The sequence below is a fragment of the Pseudomonas marginalis genome (genome assembly GCF_024169655.1).
Classification (GTDB): domain Bacteria; phylum Pseudomonadota; class Gammaproteobacteria; order Pseudomonadales; family Pseudomonadaceae; genus Aquipseudomonas; species Aquipseudomonas paraveronii.
Genome location: NZ_JALJWV010000001.1, coordinates 3,778,448 through 3,797,877, shown reverse-complemented (window position 1 = coordinate 3,797,877; position 19,430 = coordinate 3,778,448). Strand labels below are relative to the sequence as shown.

Below are 19,430 nucleotides of genomic sequence, written 5' to 3'. Positions count from 1 at the left end.
TTCAATGTGAGCAACATTTCTTATTGCAAATCAGGCGCTTGAGACTTGCCACTTGACGGCGGCGGCAAATAAAAATAATTGTGTTGCACCAGATTGAGTCCTGAATGTTCGGCCAACTTTCGCGTTATCCAGCCTGCGTCACGCGGCAAGTACCGCAGGATTAATCGGCGTTTGAAATAAAGCTGATAAACATCAGCGAGTTATATACGCGGTGCGGGGTCGGGTTGGGTTGTCGGCACGGTTATTGAGTGCAGTGGCGGCTGGCCGGACCCGTGATGTCATGTTGTTTACGAGGTACTCCGGCCACCTGCACCGACCTTGCAGGTGAGCAACAATAATTCGAAAAAAACCGTGGAGCGGCCATGCAACAGAACAGATCGCAAGTTATTGAACGCAACGGCCTGTACGAACTCGACGCCGGCCCCGACGTCCTCGACAGCCCTCGCTACAACCACGACATGGCACCGACCAAGGTGCATGAACGTACCTGGAACAAGTGGCACATCACCGCGCTGTGGGTCGGTATGTCGATCTGCGTGCCCACCTACACGTTGGGCGGGGTGCTCACCGCGTACTTCGGTTTGTCGGTGGGCGAGGCGCTGATGGCGATCCTCCTGGCCAATATCGTGGTGTTGATCCCGCTGACCCTCAACGCCTTCCCCGGCACCAAATACGGCATCCCGTTCCCGGTGTTGCTGCGTTCTTCGTTCGGCATTCTTGGCTCCAACGTGCCGTGTCTGATCCGGGCGCTGGTGGCGTGCGGCTGGTTCGGTATCCAGACGATGTTCGGCGGGTTGGCGATTCACCTGTTCCTGGGCTCGATTTTCGAGGGCTGGAAGGCCTTGGGCGGCACCGGTGAAGTGATCGGCTTCATGATCTTCTGGACCCTGAACCTGTGGGTGGTGCTGCGTGGCGCCGAGTCGATCAAGCGCCTGGAAACCCTGTCGGCACCGCTGCTGGTGGCGGTGGGCATTGGCCTGCTGGTGTGGGCGATGCCGAACGTGTCCCTCAGCGAACTGATGGCGATCCCGCCCAAACGCCCCGAAGGGGCGAGCCTGACCGGTTACTTCATGGCTGGCCTGACCGCGATGGTGGGCTTCTGGGCCACCTTGTCGCTGAATATTCCCGACTTCAGCCGCTACGCCAAGAGCCAGAAGGACCAGATCCTCGGGCAGATTTTCGGCCTGCCGTTGACCATGTTCCTGTTCGCCGCCCTCGGCGTGATCATGACTGCGGCGTCGGTGAAACTGGTGGGCGTCAGCGTGTCCGACCCGGTGACGCTGATCGGGCATATCCAAAGCCCGGTGTGGGTCGCCGTGGCCATGGCGTTGATTATCGTCGCCACCTTGTCCACCAATACTGCGGCGAACATCGTGTCGCCCACCAACGACTTCCAGAACATCGCGCCCAAGCTGATCAACCGCACCACGGCGGTGATTCTGACCGGGTTGGTGGGGTTGGTGTTGATGGGGCACGAGCTGCTGAAAAAGCTCGGGCTGATCGTTTCCGACGTGAGCCTGGAGACTGTGTATTCCAACTGGTTGCTCGGCTATTCAAGCCTGCTGGGACCGATCGCCGGGATCATGGTGGTGGACTATTTCATCACGCGCAAACAGCAATTGGACCTGGCCGGTTTGTACCGTGACGACGTGTATCCGGCGTGGAACTGGAAAGGCTTTCTTGCGCTTGGCGTGCCGGTGGTGCTGACGTTGTTGTCGTTGGGCAGCGATGCGTTCAGCTGGTTCTACAGCTATGGCTGGTTTACCGGTTCGGCGTTGGGCGGCGTGTTGTATTACGGCCTGAATGCCAAGCGTGGTCTGAGTCCGGTGCCGGTCAAATCCCCGCTGTAACGGAAGTGGAATGCATTCCATTCATAAAAATGTAGCCTGAGGAGATCCCCATGAACGCTGCTCTGGACGTTCTGCAATCGACCCATCAGCACATCAACCGCGACCGTTTGTGGCAGTCGCTGATGGACCTGGCCAAACTCGGCGCCACCGCCAAGGGCGGCGTCTGCCGCCTGGCTCTCACCGACCTCGACCGCCAGGCCCGCGACCTCTTCGTGCAATGGTGCGAAGAGGCCGGGTGCAGCGTGACCGTCGACGGTATCGGCAACATTTTCGCCCGCCGGCCGGGGCGCAATCCCGACCTGCCGCCGGTGATGACCGGCAGCCATATCGACACCCAGCCCACCGGCGGCAAGTTCGATGGCTGCTTCGGCGTGTTGGCCGGTGTGGAAGTGCTGCGCACCCTCAACGACCTCAAGGTGCAAACCGAGGCGCCGCTGGAAGTGGTGGTGTGGACCAACGAAGAGGGTTCGCGCTTCCCGCCGTGCATGATGGGCTCGGGGGTGTTTGCCGAGAAATTCAGCCTCGCCGATACCCTCGCCAAGGTCGATGCGGAGGGCGTCAGCGTAGGCGACGCGCTGAATGCGATTGGCTACGCGGGGACGCGGGCGGAGAGTGGGCATAAAGTCGGCGCTTACTTCGAAGCGCATATCGAGCAGGGGCCGATTCTGGAGGACGAGAAAAAAACCATCGGCGTGGTGCTCGGTGCCCTCGGGCAAAAGTGGTTCGACTTGACACTGCGCGGCGTTGAAGCCCACGCGGGGCCGACGCCGATGCACCTGCGCAAGGACGCCCTGGTCGGCGCGGCCGCAGTGGTCGCGGCGGTGAATGCGGCGGCGTTGGGGCATCAGCCGCATGCGTGTGGCACTGTCGGTTGCTTGCAGGCTTATCCGGGCTCACGCAATGTCATCCCGGGTGAAGTGCGCATGACCCTGGACTTCCGTCACCTGGAACCGGCGCGATTGGATTCGATGATTGCCCAGGTGCGCCAGGTGATCGACGAGACCTGCGCCAAGCATGGATTGAGTTTTGAAATGGAACCCACCGCCGACTTCCCGCCGCTGTATTTCGACAAAGGCTGTGTGGACGCTGTGCGCGATGCCGCGAATGGGTTGGGGTTGTCGAACATGGACATCGTCAGCGGGGCAGGGCACGACGCGATCTTCGTCGCCGAACTCGGCCCGGCGGGGATGATCTTCGTGCCGTGCGAAGGTGGCATCAGCCACAACGAAATCGAAAACGCCGCACCGGATGACCTGGCGGCGGGGTGTGCGGTGTTGTTGCGGGCAATGGTGGCAGCCTCGGCCGCCATCGCCAGCGGTAAGTTGGCTGCCTGAAATGCGCTAAAAACTGTGGGAGGGGGCTTGCCCCCGATAGCAGTGGGTCAGCCAGCTCATCTGTAACTGACCCACCGCCATCGGGAGCAAGCCCCCTCCCACAGTTGAACTGCGTCTATACCCAAATGGCATCCCACAACGGGTAGTCGCCAATCCGGCTAACCAATCCCGCTCGCAATGGATTGGCCACCACATACCGGGCCATTTTCACCAGGTCGTCTTCCTTGCGCAGTGCGCGGTCATGGAAGCTTTCCTGCCAAAGCCGCCCCTTGCGTCCACTCGCACCGTTGACGCTCCGCGTGCTTTTGGACTTCACCTGGCGCATCAGGTCAGCCAGCGAGCCTTTTTTCAGTTCGAGCAGCCAATGGAAATGGTCCGGCATGATCACCCATGCCAGGGAGTGCGCCAGCCCTTGGTACTGAGCTAACCGAAACTGCCAGACCACCAAGCGACCGAGATGGAAATTCTTGAATATCGGGACGCGTTCGTCGGTGTTGGTGGTGATGAGGTAGATACGGTTGGGTTCGCTGAATCGGCCGATATGCAGGCGGTGTGAAGCGGGTAGGTCAGGCATTCCTTGGCCTCTTTCTGGGTGTGTTTTGAGAGGCTAGATGGGGGAGCAGCGGGTTGAAGGGCAGGCTTTTGGCAGGATGTGTCTGTACGCACGCTATCGGGGGCAAGCCCCCTCCCACATGGGCTCTGCGGTGTTCATACATTGTGTGTCTGGCACCGGATCAGTGTGGGAGGGGGCTTGCCCCGATGAGGCCGGAACTGACGCCGGCGCTATTGCGGCCGAACCTCACTAAAGGGTTGTAGGAAAAAACTTGCTCTGGTAGTGGCATGCAAGGCATGTCCTGCTCCGATGTACGAAGTTTCTTTTACTTCGTGCAATGCACAATAGTCAGCACCTCCAGTGTTAGGTTTCGTCGGGTAAAAATCTGATGCAGAGGAAGCATTCAATGGCAAACCCAATACCGCCACCCGGTGTCTCGCTTGACATGAATATGGCCACAGCTGTTCACAAAAAGAATGCACTGAAAGCCGGTTCAGCGTTTATGTACTCTTGGTTTTATACTCAGGTCCGCAATCGTGGTCCTTGGGACTACAAGCAGTTATCAAAAGAATATGAAGCCTTTGGAAACTTCCACTATGGCGCTGTAGGGATTGCTGCGGGCTTCAGCGAAGAGGTGTTGTTACGCGCTGCGGGTTTTGCTCAGAATAGTGCCGGTTCTGACAAGCCCGAGTTTGGACATTGGTGGGGGAATGCGCCGTTTGGTGATGATCCAGTCGACCAATATTGGATCAAGGAAGGAATCAGATATGCCAGGTTCAGGAACTACTAGAAAGTCGCTTTATTCGACGGTTACTACGATCTTGCTGGCGGTTTGCTTGGTGTATATCTGTGGTAATTGGCTTCTTGCGCCGGGCCGTCCGCAGTTGACAGAGGTTGTACTCCGAGTACCGATCAGCAATGACGCTTCCATCTACGGTGTCAAGGATGATCGTGGTGGAGCAACGGTTCCATTCAGTTACCGTTACTACGTTTATCGAAACCTGGCAGCAGACAGTGAAATTTTGTCTGCGTTGGAAAGTGCCGGCCCGTTTCTTGTTACGCGAGACGCATCGGCGAAAGTAAATGTTCAAGGTCGTAGCATTACTGTTTCAGTATCGGGGGCTGTCTCTGACTATCACAGCAATACCGCGTACCGACACGCCAATGACAGTGATTACACGGCAGTGACCGTGTTTCTCAACAGTCGGCCAGAAGACTGAATGTGTGCTGGATCAGTCGGTGATGTTTGGCTGATCCAGCCTCATCAAAGGCAAACCAGCTCCCACCTTTGAGCTGGTTTGCACAAAAAAAGCGTCAGGCGCCAGGTTGCCAGCCGCCGCCCAGCGCGGTGACCAGCCCCACACTCGCCTGCAACTGCCGTGTCTGCACCGTCTGCAAGGTCATTTGCGCCTGCAACGCCGCTGTCTGCGCGGTCACCACATCCAGATAACTCACCGCGCCGGCCTGGTAGCTGTTCATCGCCAACGCTTGCGTGTGCTGCGCCGCATCCGCCGCCGCTTGTTCATCCTGCGCCTCCTGCTGCAAATCCCTTAGCTGCGCCAGGTTGTCTTCCACCTCGCGCACGGCCTTCAATACCTGGCTGCGGTACTGTGCCGAGGCTTGTTCGAACTCGGCTTTGGCCTGGCGTTCGTTGGCGCTCAAGCGACCGCCATCGAAGATCGGCAAGTTCATCAGCGGCCCCAGCGCCCAATACCGATTGCCCGCCGACAGTAAATTCCCTACGCCTTGGGTCTGCCCGCCAATCAGCCCGGTCAGACTGAAATCCGGGTACCACGCGGCCTTGGCCACGCCGATATTCGCGTTGGCCGCAAACACCCGGCGCTCCGCTGCCGCAATATCCGGGCGACGTTGCAGCAGGTGGCTTGGCAGTTGCGACGGAATCCCCGGCAGGGCGATCAGTTGTTGGCTTGCCGGCAGTGTGAAGTCGCTGGCCGCCACGCCGACCAGTTCACCGATGGCATGTTCGGTGAGGTTGCGTTGCCCACGCACTTCATCCAGTTGCGCCTTGGCTTGGGCGAGCTGGTTTTGCGCGCGGGTCAGGTCCAGTTCCGACGCTATCTGGCCCTCGTAGCGGCTGCGGGTCAGTTGCAGGGCCTGGCTGAAATCCTCCAGCGAGTTGTTGAGAATCCGACTTTGCGCATCCAGCCCATTGAGCTGCACATACAAGGTCGCCAACTGATGCTGCAAGCTCAAACGCGCTACCGCCAAATCGTCGCCCGACGCTTGCGCCTGCGCATCACCCGCCGCCACCTGGTTGCGGATTTTGCCCCACAGGTCCAAATCGTAGCTCAACGAAAACCCCGCAGTGTTGCTGTTGTACACCGACGGCTGCGTGGTGCCGCGCAGCGGTCGCGAGTCCGATTGGCGCTGACGCAACGGCTGTGCGCTGGCTGTGATTTGCGGGAACAGCCCGGCATGCAATTGGCTGGCATATGCCTGGGACGCATCGAAGTGCGCCAGCGCTGCCGCCAGGTCCGGGTTGGCCTTGAGCAGTTGCTGTTGCAACTGATCCAGGCGCGGCTCGTGGTAGAGCGCCCACCACTGCGGCGCCAGTTGGTCGGACGGCTGCGCACTGTGCCAGGGGCCGTCGCTGGTCTGTTCGCGGTAGTTGGCCGGCAGTTTGATCGCCGGCACGTTGTAGGTCGGCGTCAGCGAGCAACCTTGTAAAGCCAGCAGCATCACGGCAACGAGCGGTTTAAGCCTTGGGCGCATGGGCACCTCCGGAGGCGTCGGCCAGTTGCACGGGGTCGCCTTCGCGCAGGGCGTCGGGCGGGTTGTCGACCACGCGGTCGGCGGGTTTCAGGCCCTGGTCGATCACCAGGCGTTCGCCCAGATCCAGGCCGATATGGATGGCCTGCAGGTGCACGTGGTTTTGCGCATCCAGCACCGCGACCTGGGTGCCTTGGGCGCGGAAGATCAGCGCGCTGGCCGGGATGCTCACGCCATGGGTGTCCGCCGGGATCGGCAGGGTGGCTTCGGCGTAATCGCCGGGCAGCAACTCGCCGTTGGGGTTGTCGGCGACAAACTGCGCGAGCAGGGTGCCGGAGCGGCGGTCGATGGCGGTGGAGTCGCCGATCAGGTGCGCCTTGAAGTGCTCGCCGGGGTGCTCGGGAACGGTCAGCTCGGCTTCAAGCCCGGGGTGGATGACGGCCGCATAGTTCTGCGGCACCGGTACGTAGAGGCGCAATTGGTGGGTGTCGGCGATGCTGAACAGCTCCGGGTCGCTGTCGGTGTCGGCCTTGATCAACTGGCCGATGTCGGTGTTGCGCGCGGTGATGGTGCCGGCGAACGGTGCGCGCAGGGTCTTGTAGCTTTCCAACGCGGATAACCGTGCGTAGTCAGCGGCGGCCGCTTCGGCGTTGGCTTTGGCCGCTGCGGCGTTGGAGGTTTTTTCATCGGCCTCCTGGCGCGACACTGAATGGCTGGCCAGCAGGTTTTGCCAACGCGTCGCGGTGGTGGCGGCCAGTCGCGCATTGGCCTGTTGCTGCACCAGGCGCGCATGGGTTTGCGCCAGTTGTTGATCGAGATCGGGGCTGTCGATTTCGGCGAGGATTTGCCCGGCTTTGACCTGGCTGCCGATGTCGACTTTCCAGTCCTTCAAGTAGCCGCTGACCCGCGCATGGATCGGCGCTTTGCTCCAGGCTTCAAGGTGGGCGGGCAGGCGCAGGGTGTCGCCGGCCACATTCTGTTGCGGCTCAAACACCATCACCTGCGGCACGGCGGCGGTTTCGGTCCAGGCCGTGACGGATCGTTCGTGCATTGTGCGGGCGTACAGGCCGTTGGCGACCAGCAGGGCGGCCAGGGTCAGGCCGCCGACACCCATGAGCATCAGACGCTTGCGCGAGGGTTTGTGATCAGACGACATGGGGCGTTTCTCCAACAGTTGCGCGAGTAGGCTGACGACCGTGGACCAGGCTGAAGACCACGGGAACAAATAACAGGGTGGCGACGGTGGCGAGGATCAAACCACCGATTACGGCGCGGCCCAGCGGCGCGTTCTGCTCCTCGGACAAGGCCAGCGGCAGCATGCCGATGATCATCGCCAGGGCGGTCATGCACACCGGACGGAAGCGTGTGTAACCGGCTTCCAGCGCGGCCTTGAGCGCATCGCCATGTTCGGCCAGGCGTTCGCGGCAGAAGCTCACCACCAGGATCGAGTTGGCCGTGGCCACGCCCATGCACAGGATGGCGCCGGTCAACGCGGGCACCGACAACGACGTGCCGCTGAGGAACAGCATCCACACGATCCCCGCCAGCGCCGCCGGCAACGCGGTGATGATCACGAACGGGTCGACCCACGACTGGAAGTTGACCACGATCAGCAGGTAGATCAGCACCACCGCACCGAGCAGGCCGACGCTCAAACCGCTGAAGGCTTCATGCAGTGCATCGATCTGCCCGTGCAGGCTGATCGTCGCGCCTTTGGGGCGCATGGACGCGGTATCGTCCAGCACCTTTTGCACGTCACGCGCGACGCCGCCGAGGTCGCGGCCTTGCACGTTGGCATACAGGTCCAGGGTCGGTTCGATGTTGTAGTGGGTCACCACCGCCGGGCTTTGCACGCGGGAGATGCTGGCCACGCCGCCGAGGATTTGCGACTGGCCATCGGCACCGGTCACGGGCAGCGCTTCCAGCGCCGGCAAGCTGTCGAGGCGGTATTGCGGGGTGGCGGCGACGATGGAATAGGACACGCCGTTGGCCGGGTTGAGCCAGAAGGTCGGCGCCGTTTGCGAGCTGCCCGCGAGGGACGCGACCATGCTGTTGGTCACATCGCGCTCGGTGATGCCCAGGCCGTTGGCGCGCAGGCGGTCGACATTCACTTGCAGCGACGGGTAGCCGGTGGACTGCTGGATGCGCAGGTCGGCAATGCCCGGTACGTGTTGCAGGCGGCGTTCGAGTTCCACGGCGTAAGCACGGTTTTCTGCATCGCTGCGCCCGGAGATTTTCACGTCCAGTGGCGCCGGCGCGCCGAAGTTGAGGATCTGGCTGCTGATGTCCGCCGGCAGGAACGCAAAGTGGCTGCCAGGGAAACTTTGCGGCAGCGCCTCACGCAGTTTTTTCACGTAGTCGGCGGTGGGCGCGTGGTGCTGTTTCAGGCTGACCTGGATATCGCCGTCCTGCGGGCCGATGGTGCCGCTGCTGCTGTAGGCCATGTCGATGCCGCTCAGCGGAATGCCGATGTTGTCGACGATGGTGTCGAGTTCGTCGGCCGGGATCACTTCGCGTATCCGCGCCTCGATCCGGTCGAACGCCGCAGCGCTTTCCTCGATCCGCGTACCCAGCGGCAACCGCACATGCAGCGCCAGCGCGCCGGCGTCGGTGGCCGGGAAGAAGTCCTGGCCCAGGCTGGGCAGCAGCAGGAACGAGGCGAGCACGCAGGCCAAAAAGCCGACGATGAAGCGCTTGCGATTGCCCAGGGCCAACGTCAGCAGGCCATGGTAGGTGTCGCGGATATTCGAGAAGTGCCGCTCGAAACCCTGCTGGAAATTCAGCACCGACTGCAGCACGGCGTTGCGTGGCTTGGTGTGCTGCTCGCCTTCGTGATGGTTGATGAATGCATCTTCCGGGTGGTGGCCGGTGCCCGGTTCCGGCGTGTGCGGCTTGAGCAGGTACATCGCCAATGTCGGCACCAGGGTGCGCGAGAGGATGAACGAGCTGGCCATGGCAAAGATCACCGCCAGGGCCATCGGCCGGAACAGGTACCCAGCGATGCCTTGCAGCAAGAACATCGGCACGAACACGATGCAGATGCACAGCAGCGAGACGAACGCCGGGCCGACGATCTGCGCGGCGCCGTCGAGGATCGCGGTCTTCACCGCCTTGCCCTGTTCCAGGTGCCAGTTGATGTTTTCGATGGTCACCGTGGCGTCGTCCACCAGAATCCCCACCGCCAACGCCAGCCCGCCGAGGGTCATCACGTTGAGTGTCTGCCCGCTGACCGCCAGCAGCGCGATAGCCGCCAGCACCGCCAGCGGAATCGAGACGGCGATGATCAGCGTCGAGCGCCAACTGCCGAGGAACAGCAGGATCATCGCGCTGGTCAGCAGCGCGGCGATGATGCCTTCCTGGGCCACGCTGCCCACCGATTGTTTGACGAACACCGACGCATCGCCCAGCAACGAGGTCTTCAGCGACGGCGGCAGGGTTTCGTTGATGCGCGGCAGCATCTGGCGGATGCCGTCGATGATCGACAGGGTGGAGATGCTGCCGTTTTTCAGCGCCGGCATCAGCACTGCGCGGTGCCCGTCGACGCGCACGATGTTGGTCTGCGGCGGCGAACCGTCACGCACGTGGGCCACCTGGCCGATGGTGATCAAGGCGCCGTCGACGGTCTTGATCGGCAGGTCGTTGAGTTCATCGATGGCCTTGGGGCTGTTGTTGAGCAGGATCGTGTATTCGTTGGGGCCGAGCTTGGCGGTGCCGACCGGGATGATCTGGTTCTGCAACGCCAGCGCATTGCCCACGTCCTGGGCCGACAAGCCTTTGGCGGCCAGCGCCTGCGGGTCGAGGTCGAGGGTGATCTGGCGCTGCTTGCCGCCCATCGGCGTGGGCATGGCCAGGCCGGGCAGGGCGCTGAGGGGCAGGCGGATATTGTTCTGCACCAGGTCGCGGATCTTGGCTTCGGACAGGGTCGGGCTGGAGAACGCCATTTGCAGGATCGGCACGGTCGACGCGCTGTAGTTGAGGATCAGCGGCGGGGTGATGCCGGGGGGCATTTGCTTGAGCACGGTTTGTGACACCGCCGTCACTTGCGCGTTGGCCGTGCGGATGTCGACGCCGGGCTGGAAGAAAATCTTGACGATGCCCATGCCCGGCAGGGATTGCGATTCGATGTGTTCGATGTCGTTGACGGTGGTGCTCAGGGAGCGTTCATAGGTGTAGATCACCCGCCCGGCCATGGCGTCCGGCGACAGGCCGTTGTACTGCCAGACCACGGCGACGACAGGGATGCCGATATCGGGGAACACATCGGTGGGGGTTCGCAGGGCCGCCATCGGCCCGATGATGCAGATGAATATGGCCAACACGATAAACGTGTACGGCTTGTGCAGTGCGGTCTTTACCAGCCCGAGCATGCGTGAACCTCCGAGGGAGCAGGATTGCAAACCCCGGCAGTCTTGCCCGACCCACCTAACACGCACCTTTCAGCCAGGTGAAGGAAGATTTAGGTATGGGCTGAAGATCGTTTCATGTGTATTCATTTGTTCTACAAGGGGTGGCTCTCCAAGCTGGTGACCGATCGGACGCGATGCGTCTTTTGACTGATGTCCTTTGGAGTTCTGCCATGTCACTGAAGCCTTTATTGCTGATTCCCGCCTTGAGCGCTGTGTTGTTACTGTCGGCCTGCGCCGGCCCGATGCCCAAAGCCGACCCCAGCGAAGCCTGGATCGGATTGAAAGAAGAAGCGCCGAATGACCTGCTGGCCGAGCGTGTCGATGGCAAGCGTGTGGATGACGGGCGCTTTTTTGAAGTGTCGCCGGGGGACCATCGTTTGGATGTGACGTTGTTCGAGGAGGAGCCAGGCGACGACAACCAGCGGGACTGCCAGGGCCGCGTGGAGTACAAGGACTTCAAGGCGGGCGAGCACTACACCTTGATCGAATCCAGCCTGGGCACCACCGTGCGCGCATCGCTCTTGGATGATCACGGCAAGGAAGTCGCGGCAACGCAGGACTTCAATTGCATGCCCGGCTAGGCGTGATGCACTGCCGCCGGGTGCGGCTTGGCGGATGCAGCCGGTTTGACGTGGGGGTGATGGTGCCGGCGGGTAATGCGCAACACCCCCCACAACATGGCGCCGGCGACCGCCAGCCAACCGCAGAACAACAGAAAAATCGTCGTTGCAAGGCTCATTCGGGCCTCCTTTCGCCCCGTAGGGGGCACACACAGTCTTCTCAATGGACAGTCTAGCCAACCGACGGTTACCTGCTATTGACCAATGGTCGTGTCGATCCAACTTCTTTGCTCTATCCCGGGCGTTTTACTGCGGTTCAAGGCTATACCCGGGCTGAAGAGCGTCCTATGATCAGGGCCTTTACCGGCAGTTGATCAAGAGAGTAAAAAATTGCGGTTACGGTCGAACGTTACAACCTCCTTGCTGCTGGCCTGCGCCCTTGGGCTCGCGGCCTGTTCCGGGCACCCGTCGAAGCTGCCGGGCTTGCCGGAGCGCGTCGAACTCAACGGTGTGCCGACGTTTCGCAGCGACGCCTATCAAAGCGGCCCTACGGCGTTAGCCAGCATGCTGTCGCAACAAGGCATTGTCATGACACCGGGTTTACTGGAAAAGCCGCTGCACTTGCCGGGCGGCGAGGCGAACCTTGAGCGCAACATGCAGGTGCTGGTCCGTGAATACGGGCTGATGGTGTATCCGCTCGACGCCAAGCTCACGTCGGTGTTGGCGCAGGTGTCCGCGGGGTACCCGGTGATGGCGCGGATCAGCGGGCGGTTTTGGTCTGAGCCGCGCTACGTGGTGGTCGTAGGGTTTAACCAGCGCAAAAGCACGGTGCTGTTGAGTTCGGGCATGGACCGGCGATTGTTGATGGACTTCAGTGATTTCGAGTCCGCCTGGAAAGGCGCCGGGCACTGGGCAATCGTCACCCAGCGCCCGAGCCAGTTGCCGGCCAATGTGGATGCACAGCGCTGGCGCGACGCGGCCAATGCTACCGCGCAGGCCGGGCAAGAGCAGGCCGCGGCGCAGGCGCTCAAGGTGTTGGCCGAAAGAAAGTAAAACACACCGCGCCCGCCACGCTGGGGGGCGGTGTGTTTTTGCACTACACCACGGCGCCGAACAATGCCCCCACGGCGGCTGTAATGCCCATGGCCAGCACGCCCCACAGGGTCACGCGCCAAGCGCCGACGATGACTTTCGCCCCGCCGGCCCTGGCCGCCACGGCGCCAAGACTGGCAAGAAACAGCAGGGACATGCCGGATATCCACGGCACAACGCTGTGCGCCGGCGCGATGACCGTCACCGCCAGCGGCAGCGCGGCACCGACCACGAAACTCGCCGCCGAGGCCAGCGCCGCTTGCAGCGGTTTGGCGGTGAGGGCTGCGCTGATGCCCAGCTCGTCCCGCGCGTGTGCGCCCAAGGCGTCGTGTGCCATCAATTGGTCGGCGACCTGATGGGCCAATTCGGGTGATACGCCACGGTGCATGTAGATGTGCGCAAGTTCGCTGTGTTCGGCTTTGGGGTTGCTGGCCAGTTCGGCCCGTTCCCGTGCCAGGTCGGCCTGTTCGGTATCGGCCTGGGAATGCACGGAAACGTATTCACCGGCCGCCATGGACATCGCACCCGCCACCAGGCCGGCCATGCCGGTGACGATCAGTGAGGCGTGGCTGGCGTTGGCGGCGGCTACGCCGATCAACAGGCTGGCGGTGGAGACGATGCCGTCATTGGCCCCCAGGACCGCGGCGCGCAGCCAGCCGATACGGTCACTGCGGTGGGATTCGGTGTGCCGGTGCATGAATTTCATGGGTGTGCGGGACTCACGTCTGTGGGCGGGTTAGGGGCGGACGGCTTTCAATCTGCGCTTGCAGAATGCCGCCGACAATCGATATTTCTTTGAGTTGTTCACCCTGGCGCAGCACGAACAACGCGTCCATCCCGCGTGCCTGCGCCAGGCGTGGGCCTTCGATTTCGCCCAGCACCATCAACGCCGTGGCCCAGGCGTCGGCGAGCATGCATGAGGCCGCCACCACGGTGACGGACGCGATCGTATTGCACAGCGGAGCGCCGGTGGCCGGGTTCATGGTGTGGGCATAGTGGCGGCCCTTCACGTCAATCCAGTGTCGATAGTCGCCGGAGGTGGCGATGGCCGCGTCGCTGAGCTCCATGACCCCCAGCACTTCACGCTGGCCACGGCTCGGTTTTTCAATGGCCACGACCCACGGTTGAGCATCCGGCTTGACGCCGCGGGCACGCATCTCGCCATCGATGCCGACCAGATAGCGCGTGAGCCCAAAGCTGTCCAGGCAGCGCGCCAGTTCGTCGACGCCAAAGCCTTTGGCGATACCATTGAGGTTGAGGTGCAGCGGCGCGCGTTTGCGCACTTGGTGGCGCTGGGCGTCCACCGTCAACGCCGCATTGGCCGAGAGACCGCCGCGCGGCGGCAGGGTGTCGATGGTCTGTTCGGTGACTGACTGTGCGCCCGGACCGAAGCCCCAGGCGTCCACCAGATCACCCACGCCGATGTCAAAAGCCCCGCCGGATTGCTGGCTGACGCGCAGCGCGGCGGCCAACACGGTGGCCAGCTCTTTGGGCACCGCCAGCCATGTCTGCTCGGGGCCTGCGTTGAGGCGATTAAGGTCGGAATCGGCTTTCCAGGTGGACATCTGTTGGTCCACCCGGCCCACGGCCTGGGCCAGGCTGCGGTTGATCGCGGCGGTGTCGATGCCGGTTTCGGCATAGAACACGGCGGTGTAGCGCGTGCCCATGGTCTCGCCGTTCAGGCTGTAGCGTCGTGTCTCAGTAGACGTCTTCACGGTAGCGTCCTTGTGCTTTAAGGGTCAGCACACTCAGGTGGAGCGGGGCTAACACGTTATCCAGCGCTTGCATCACGCCTTTGGCCATCTCGCGGCTGCCGCACACCAATACTTGGGCGCCGTTTTCGATCAGGGCGCGCAACGTCAGGGCGTCGCTGGTCAGCCGGTCTTGCACGTAGCTGCGGTCCTGAACCTGGGAAAACGCCGGGCGTAATGCGGTCAGGCGGTGGTCGGCGAGGTAGCGGTTGAGCTCTGGTTCATAGAGAAAGTCCGAGGCCGGGTTACGTCCGCCCCAATACAGGTGCATCGGGTGTTTGGCGGTGTTGTGGCGAATAAAACCGGCCAACGGCCCGATACCGGTGCCGGCACCGATCAGAATCACCGGGTGCGCGCCCGACGCCGGACGAAATTGTGGATTGGGCTGGATGAACGCTTCGACCGACGCGCCGATCTTCAGGTCATGCAGGAACCCCGAGCATAGGCCACCTTCGTGTTTGCGCACGCAGATTTCCAGCGTGCCATCTTCAGAGGAACTGGCCAGCGAGTAAAAGCGCGGCACCGGATTGTCCGGCGCGAAGATGCCGACCAGGTCACCGGCCTGGAAACTCGGCAGCTTGCCCGCAGCCTTGAAGCGCAGGACGTGGGTCGGCGCGTTCACCGCTTCGCCATAGGCGATGCGCTCGGTCAACGCCAGTTGACGGGTGGGCGGGCGCTGGGCCGTATGGTTCAGCGGCAGGGCGTGGCCCAGGGGCGCCGCCAACGCGTTGCCCCAGCGCGCAAATTCCTGCGAGGACTGCCGGTTCACGGTCTCCAGCCCCAGCAATGGCGTGCCGCCGGCCTGCACCATCGCGTCCTGCACCTGATGGGCGTACTGACAGAACCGGGGAAACTGCCGGTCGCCAAACCCGAGTACCGCAAAGGGCAGGCCGGGTTTGAGGCCCACTTGCTTGAGGCGTTCCAGGAACTGTGTGGCCGACGCGGGTGCATCGCCGTCGCCGTGGGTGGCGGTGAGGATGAACAGGCGCTGAGCATCGCGGTACGTGCCTTTCCATTCATTCATCGCGGCGCTGTGAACCCGGTGCCCGGCCTGGTGCAGCGCCGCGTGCAAGGTATTGGCAAAGCCCCAGGTGCTGTTGTTTTCACTGCCCACCAGAATCACGCTGTCGGCTGAGTGGGCGGGGCTGTTATGGCGAATCTTCGGCGCGGCTTTGCGGCGGCGCCACCACAGCAGGATGCCGGTCACGCTCATCAACGGCACGCTGAGGGCGCAAACCCCGAGGATCAAGCCCAGCCACCAGAGGCCCTCACCGGTGTGCAACTGATAGATCAATTGATAAAGGTTGTGCATTGAGTCGTGGGCCTGATACGACAACAGCGTGCCGCTGACCGGGTCCACGTAACCGTCACCCTGGGCGGTGCGCAGGGAAAATACGTCCTCGGGGTTGCCGGGGCTTGGGTAAACCAATTCGCGCAGGTCATTCAAATCGGTGGCCTGCAAGGCTTGCAGGTTGGCCACCGGCTGCGCCGCGCCGACGCTGATATGCGCGGGGAAGGCCGGCTCAGCCTGACTGCCGTCGGCGATCAAACCGAAGGTCGTGGCGCACATGTACAGCCCAGTCAAGGCCGACAGCAGCAGCCCGAGCACGGCCAGGCGCCCGACTTCGGCGTGCCAGCGCTGGCTGAACGAGCCGCGCAGCGGCCGCAACAGGTTGCGCAGGCCACCCAGGCGGCGCGCCAGCAATAGCGCGCCGGACACGCAAAGCAGCAACATGACGAATGCGCCGACGCCCGCGATCCCATGCCCCGCTGTGCCCATGAACAGCGAGCGGTGCAGGTCTTTTACCCAGCGCGAAACGGCAGACGGCTCATAGGGTCCGAGGCCCTGGCCGGTGAGTGGGTCGATGGTTTGCGCACCGGCCTGGCCGTCCTGGTTGTAGTAGATGATCACGGTTCCGGAGGCGCTGCGCTGGATCTGCTCCACCCCCGGAAAGTGGTTGGCGATGTTCCCCGCCAACTGGCCGACAGTGAGCTGCCCGGCCGCGGTTGACGTGTTGTGCAGGCGTTCCAATGCCGGATTGACGGACAGTACTGCGCCGCTGATGGCCAATATCATGACCAGCAGGGCGGCGATCAGACCGGGCAGTGAATGGAACTGGCGAAGCATGTTCAGCCTCCAGAAGTTGCAGGTGTTACAGGTCGTAGGTAAAGGACTCGACATAGCCGTTGCCGCTGACCGGCTTGCCCGACCCGCCCGATGTCAGCGGGACACTGATGTCGGCACGGTTGTCGCGCTTGTCTTCCACGGCGCTGTCGATGCGGATCTGATACCCAGCGTCGATCAAGGTGTCGGCCAGTTCTACGTTGACGGTGAGGCTGCGGCCGCTGCCGACACTGGCACCGCTGAGGCCGTCAAACTCGCTCGGCTTCATGCCGCTGCCACGCGCCCAGTCGCTCAGGTGCCGGTAGTACTTGGCCTTCTTGCCGGCGACCCAAAGGGTTTTCTGGTACTGGCCGTTGGCGTCGGTGACATAAATCGCCAGGTAAGCGCCGTTGCCGCTGTAGTCCTTGAGTTGGGTGGTCAGGGTCACTTCGCGGGCCTGGGCCAGCCCAGGCAAGGCGATGGCGCCGGCGAGGCAAGTTGCAGCAATGATTTTTTTCATGAGGATGTCCTGGTTGAACGTTGTGGCGAGAGCCTGGACCTGCTGGCTGACAGCAACCTGAAAGCCGTGGAAAGACGCGATGATCATTCAGATCCCGGGCGGTTGAGGTAATCCCGGGCGTCGCCGTTGGCGCCGAAATGGATTTCCAGTTTGCGCAGACGAAGCGAGGCCGGTGCGTAGCTGGCTTCGATCGCATTACCTTTGCGGTCGGTGCCCTTGAGCTCGTAGCAGCCGTCGTCGACCTTGATGCGCTGCACGCTCCAGCCGTATTGCTGCTCCACTTGCTGGCGCAGGGTTTCGCGTGGTTGCCAGTCGCTGACCGGCTCGCTGCAGTCTTCATCGGCCAAGGCGTACCCGCTGAGCAGGACGCTGAGCAATGTGGTGCTGACAATAAAAGCTGATTTCATGATCTGTCTCCGGCCGGATTGGCATTTGCGGCTTACCCTAAAGGTCATTCCTGACAACTAGCTGAATCTTCAGATTCGCGTCAGGAAAGGTGGGTAAGGTGCTGCACGACAACCATCACAGGAGGTGCCAGATGCGGGTTTTATTGGTCGAGGATGCACCCGGGCTGGGCGAGGCGGTGCGCGAACAGATTGCCGATGACGGCCACGCGGTCGATTGGGTGCAGCGACTGGACCATGCGAACAACAGCGTGCGCACTACGCCGTATGACCTGATCCTGCTCGACCTGATGCTGCCCGACGGGCGCGGGCTGGACTTTTTGCGCCAGCAGCGCTCGGCCGGCAACGTGACCCCGGTGATTATCCTCACCGCCCAGGACCAGATATCCGATCGCATCGCCGGCCTCAACGCCGGGGCCGACGACTACCTGGTCAAACCTTTCGACCTGTTCGAACTCTCGGCCCGGGTGGCCGCCGTGGCCCGGCGTTACAGCGGCAACCCCAACCCGCTGATCAAACTCGGCGACTTACAGATCGATATGAACGCGCGCACCGTGCAACGCGCCGGCATCACCGTCGACCTCACGGCGCGTGAATGGGCGTTGTTCGAGGCGTTTGTGCAGCGCCCTACGGCATTGCTGTCGAAGTCGCAGCTCGAAGAGCGCTTGTACGCTTTTGGCGCGGAAATCGAGAGTAACACCATCGAGGTCTACATCAGCCGCCTGCGCAAAAAACTCGGCCGCGACCTGGTGGAAACCGTGCGTGGCATGGGTTATCGGTTGATGGCCGTATGAAGTCGTCGATCAGCCTGCAAAAACGCCTTGGCCTGGGGTTGACCCTGGGCATGACCTTGCTCTGGCTGGGGGCGACTGTCGGGGCCTGGCTGGTGGTGCAACATGAATTGAACGAGGCGTTCGACAGCGCCCTGGAAGAGACGGCCCAACGCATCCTGCCCTTGGCCGTGTTGGAAATCAGCAACCGCGAGGAGCCGCGCGCGGCCCAGCACGTCGCCACCCTGAAGATGCACAAGGAACACCTGACGTACCTGGTACGCGACGCCCAGGGCCAGATTCTGATGCAGTCCCATGACGCCGATCCGAAGATCTTCAACGAACGGCCGAGTGAAGGGTTTTCCACCACGCAAAAGTACCGGCTGTATGGCGCGAGTGCGCTGCGCGACACCGTGTTCATTGAGATCGCCGAGCCGCTGGGGCATCGCCGTGAAGCGGCGCGGGAAGCCTTGCTGGCCTTGTTGGTGCCGTTATTGGCACTGATCCCCATCAGCCTGTTGGGCACTTGGCTGTTTGTGCGCCTCAGCCTGCGTAGCGTGTTGGCGTATCGCCGGGCCGTGGAAGCCCGTGGCGTGGGGGATTTGTCGCCGATCGGCGTGGCGCGGCTGCCGGCTGAAATCGAGCCGTTGGCCGATGCGGTCAACCACCTGCTGGAGCGCTTGCGCAAGGCCTTGGAGGCTGAGCGCAGCTTCACTGCCAACAGTGCCCACGAGTTGCGCACGCCGTTGGCGGCGACGTTGGCGCAGATCCAGCGCTTGCGCCAGGAAGCACCGGAAGGCCCGTTGCGCGTGCGTGCGGCGAAGATCGAAGACTCCCTGCGCGAACTGGCGCGGCTCTCGGAAAAACTCATGCAGTTGGCCAAGGCCGAGGGCGGCGGGCTGTTGTCCGAGGCGCCCCAGGACCTGATTCCCTTACTGGCCCACGGGGTCGATGAGTGGAATCGCAGCAGCGGGCAGCGCATCCGGTTGCAGTTGCCAACCGAGGGCAGCGTGTATTGCGCGATTGACCCGGACGCGTTCGGCATCCTGCTGCGTAACTTGATCGAGAATGCGTTGAAGTACGGCGCGGCGGATCAACCGGTCGACGTCAGCCTCACGGACCAGGCACTGCTGCGGGTGGTCAACGGCGGACCGGCTGTGCCGGCGTCGGTGTTGCAGCGCCTGACCGAGCGTTTCGTGCGCGGCAGCAGCGAAGCCAGCGGTACAGGGCTGGGGCTGGCGATTGCCAAGACCATCGTCCACGGGGTCAAGGCGCGTATGACCCTGGCGTCGCCGGCGACAGGCAGGGAAGACGGGTTTGAAGTGAACGTTCAGTTTTTACGCTTGCCGACATGAA

General features: G+C 62.5%; 18 protein-coding genes. 8 read left to right on the top strand and 10 right to left on the bottom strand.

The genetic code is table 11. The features are described 5' to 3' along the window. The first annotated feature begins 362 nt into the window (after nucleotides 1–362). Nucleotides 363–1,850 (top strand): NCS1 family nucleobase:cation symporter-1, encoded by a 1,488-nt coding sequence (locus J2Y83_RS17165; protein WP_253396941.1) that lies wholly within the window; start codon nucleotides 363–365, stop codon nucleotides 1,848–1,850. Nucleotides 1,851–1,900: 50 nt separating this feature from the next. Next, entirely contained in the window at nucleotides 1,901–3,184 is a 1,284-nt protein-coding gene (locus J2Y83_RS17160; RefSeq protein ID WP_253396940.1) for a Zn-dependent hydrolase, read from the top strand. Between the two features lie 115 nt (nucleotides 3,185–3,299). Here J2Y83_RS17160 and J2Y83_RS17155 read toward each other — a convergent pair whose 3' ends face one another. Next, nucleotides 3,300–3,758, bottom strand: a complete 459-nt coding sequence (locus tag J2Y83_RS17155; RefSeq protein WP_253396937.1) for an REP-associated tyrosine transposase — start codon at nucleotides 3,756–3,758, stop codon at nucleotides 3,300–3,302. A 385-nt stretch (nucleotides 3,759–4,143) separates the two neighbouring features. Between J2Y83_RS17155 and J2Y83_RS17150 the strand changes: the two genes are divergently transcribed. Together J2Y83_RS17150 and J2Y83_RS17145 are read left to right on the top strand one after the other, a co-directional pair. Further along, nucleotides 4,144–4,527, top strand: a complete 384-nt coding sequence (locus J2Y83_RS17150) for a polymorphic toxin type 44 domain-containing protein (protein ID WP_373423767.1) — start codon at nucleotides 4,144–4,146, stop codon at nucleotides 4,525–4,527. Continuing rightward, nucleotides 4,505–4,957 (top strand): hypothetical protein, encoded by a 453-nt coding sequence (locus J2Y83_RS17145; RefSeq protein WP_253396935.1) that lies wholly within the window; start codon nucleotides 4,505–4,507, stop codon nucleotides 4,955–4,957. Before J2Y83_RS17150 ends, J2Y83_RS17145 begins: the two co-directional genes overlap by 23 nt. Before the next feature lie 94 nt (nucleotides 4,958–5,051). Here the strand turns inward: J2Y83_RS17145 and J2Y83_RS17140 are convergent, their stop codons facing one another. The 3 genes from J2Y83_RS17140 to J2Y83_RS17130 are packed head-to-tail and all read right to left on the bottom strand — an operon-like array spanning nucleotide 5,052 to nucleotide 10,834. Further along, nucleotides 5,052–6,470, bottom strand: a complete 1,419-nt coding sequence (locus tag J2Y83_RS17140) for an efflux transporter outer membrane subunit (protein WP_253396933.1) — start codon at nucleotides 6,468–6,470, stop codon at nucleotides 5,052–5,054. Next, nucleotides 6,454–7,623: an efflux RND transporter periplasmic adaptor subunit gene (locus tag J2Y83_RS17135; protein WP_253396931.1), complete on the bottom strand. Its 1,170-nt coding sequence runs from the start codon at nucleotides 7,621–7,623 to the stop codon at nucleotides 6,454–6,456. The genes J2Y83_RS17140 and J2Y83_RS17135 overlap by 17 nt, the downstream gene beginning before the upstream one ends. Further along, nucleotides 7,613–10,834 carry an efflux RND transporter permease subunit gene (locus J2Y83_RS17130; RefSeq protein WP_253396929.1) on the bottom strand — a complete coding sequence of 1,074 codons (3,222 nt, stop codon included), beginning with the start codon at nucleotides 10,832–10,834 and terminating at the stop codon, nucleotides 7,613–7,615. The genes J2Y83_RS17135 and J2Y83_RS17130 overlap by 11 nt, the downstream gene beginning before the upstream one ends. A gap of 209 nt (nucleotides 10,835–11,043) precedes the next feature. On the opposite strand from J2Y83_RS17130, the gene J2Y83_RS17125 reads away from it, so the two are divergent. Further along, nucleotides 11,044–11,454 carry a hypothetical protein gene (locus J2Y83_RS17125; RefSeq protein ID WP_247406325.1) on the top strand — a complete coding sequence of 137 codons (411 nt, stop codon included), beginning with the start codon at nucleotides 11,044–11,046 and terminating at the stop codon, nucleotides 11,452–11,454. Here the strand turns inward: J2Y83_RS17125 and J2Y83_RS17120 are convergent. Further along, a complete protein-coding gene (locus J2Y83_RS17120; protein ID WP_247406322.1) occupies nucleotides 11,451–11,612 on the bottom strand; it encodes a hypothetical protein in 162 nt (53 codons plus the stop codon). The genes J2Y83_RS17125 and J2Y83_RS17120 overlap by 4 nt on opposite strands. Before the next feature lie 211 nt (nucleotides 11,613–11,823). Between J2Y83_RS17120 and J2Y83_RS17115 the strand changes: the two genes are divergently transcribed. Then, nucleotides 11,824–12,486 (top strand): peptidase C39 family protein, encoded by a 663-nt coding sequence (locus tag J2Y83_RS17115; RefSeq protein WP_253396927.1) that lies wholly within the window; start codon nucleotides 11,824–11,826, stop codon nucleotides 12,484–12,486. Between the two features lie 43 nt (nucleotides 12,487–12,529). Here the strand turns inward: J2Y83_RS17115 and J2Y83_RS17110 are convergent, their stop codons facing one another. The 5 genes from J2Y83_RS17110 to J2Y83_RS17090 all read right to left on the bottom strand — a co-directional run bounded on the left by J2Y83_RS17110 (nucleotide 12,530) and on the right by J2Y83_RS17090 (nucleotide 17,307). Further along, the gene (locus tag J2Y83_RS17110) at nucleotides 12,530–13,231 is read right to left on the bottom strand and encodes a VIT1/CCC1 transporter family protein (RefSeq protein WP_253396925.1); all 702 of its coding nucleotides are present in this window, start codon (nucleotides 13,229–13,231) and stop codon (nucleotides 12,530–12,532) included. Nucleotides 13,232–13,244: 13 nt separating this feature from the next. Continuing rightward, on the bottom strand, nucleotides 13,245–14,240 hold the full coding sequence (locus tag J2Y83_RS17105) for an FAD:protein FMN transferase (RefSeq protein WP_253396923.1): 996 nt from the start codon (nucleotides 14,238–14,240) through the stop codon (nucleotides 13,245–13,247). Beyond that, entirely contained in the window at nucleotides 14,224–16,404 is a 2,181-nt protein-coding gene (locus J2Y83_RS17100) for a PepSY domain-containing protein (protein ID WP_253396921.1), read from the bottom strand. The genes J2Y83_RS17105 and J2Y83_RS17100 overlap by 17 nt, the downstream gene beginning before the upstream one ends. Nucleotides 16,405–16,429: 25 nt before the next feature. After that, on the bottom strand, nucleotides 16,430–16,900 hold the full coding sequence (locus J2Y83_RS17095; RefSeq protein ID WP_253400407.1) for a DUF2271 domain-containing protein: 471 nt from the start codon (nucleotides 16,898–16,900) through the stop codon (nucleotides 16,430–16,432). An 83-nt stretch (nucleotides 16,901–16,983) separates the two neighbouring features. Further along, nucleotides 16,984–17,307: a PepSY domain-containing protein gene (locus tag J2Y83_RS17090; RefSeq protein ID WP_253396919.1), complete on the bottom strand. Its 324-nt coding sequence runs from the start codon at nucleotides 17,305–17,307 to the stop codon at nucleotides 16,984–16,986. Between the two features lie 131 nt (nucleotides 17,308–17,438). Between J2Y83_RS17090 and J2Y83_RS17085 the strand changes: the two genes are divergently transcribed. Continuing rightward, the gene (locus J2Y83_RS17085; protein ID WP_247398675.1) at nucleotides 17,439–18,098 is read left to right on the top strand and encodes a response regulator transcription factor; all 660 of its coding nucleotides are present in this window, start codon (nucleotides 17,439–17,441) and stop codon (nucleotides 18,096–18,098) included. Next, on the top strand, nucleotides 18,095–19,429 hold the full coding sequence (locus J2Y83_RS17080; protein ID WP_253396918.1) for a sensor histidine kinase: 1,335 nt from the start codon (nucleotides 18,095–18,097) through the stop codon (nucleotides 19,427–19,429). Before J2Y83_RS17085 ends, J2Y83_RS17080 begins: the two co-directional genes overlap by 4 nt. The last annotated feature ends 1 nt before the right edge of the window (nucleotide 19,430 follow it).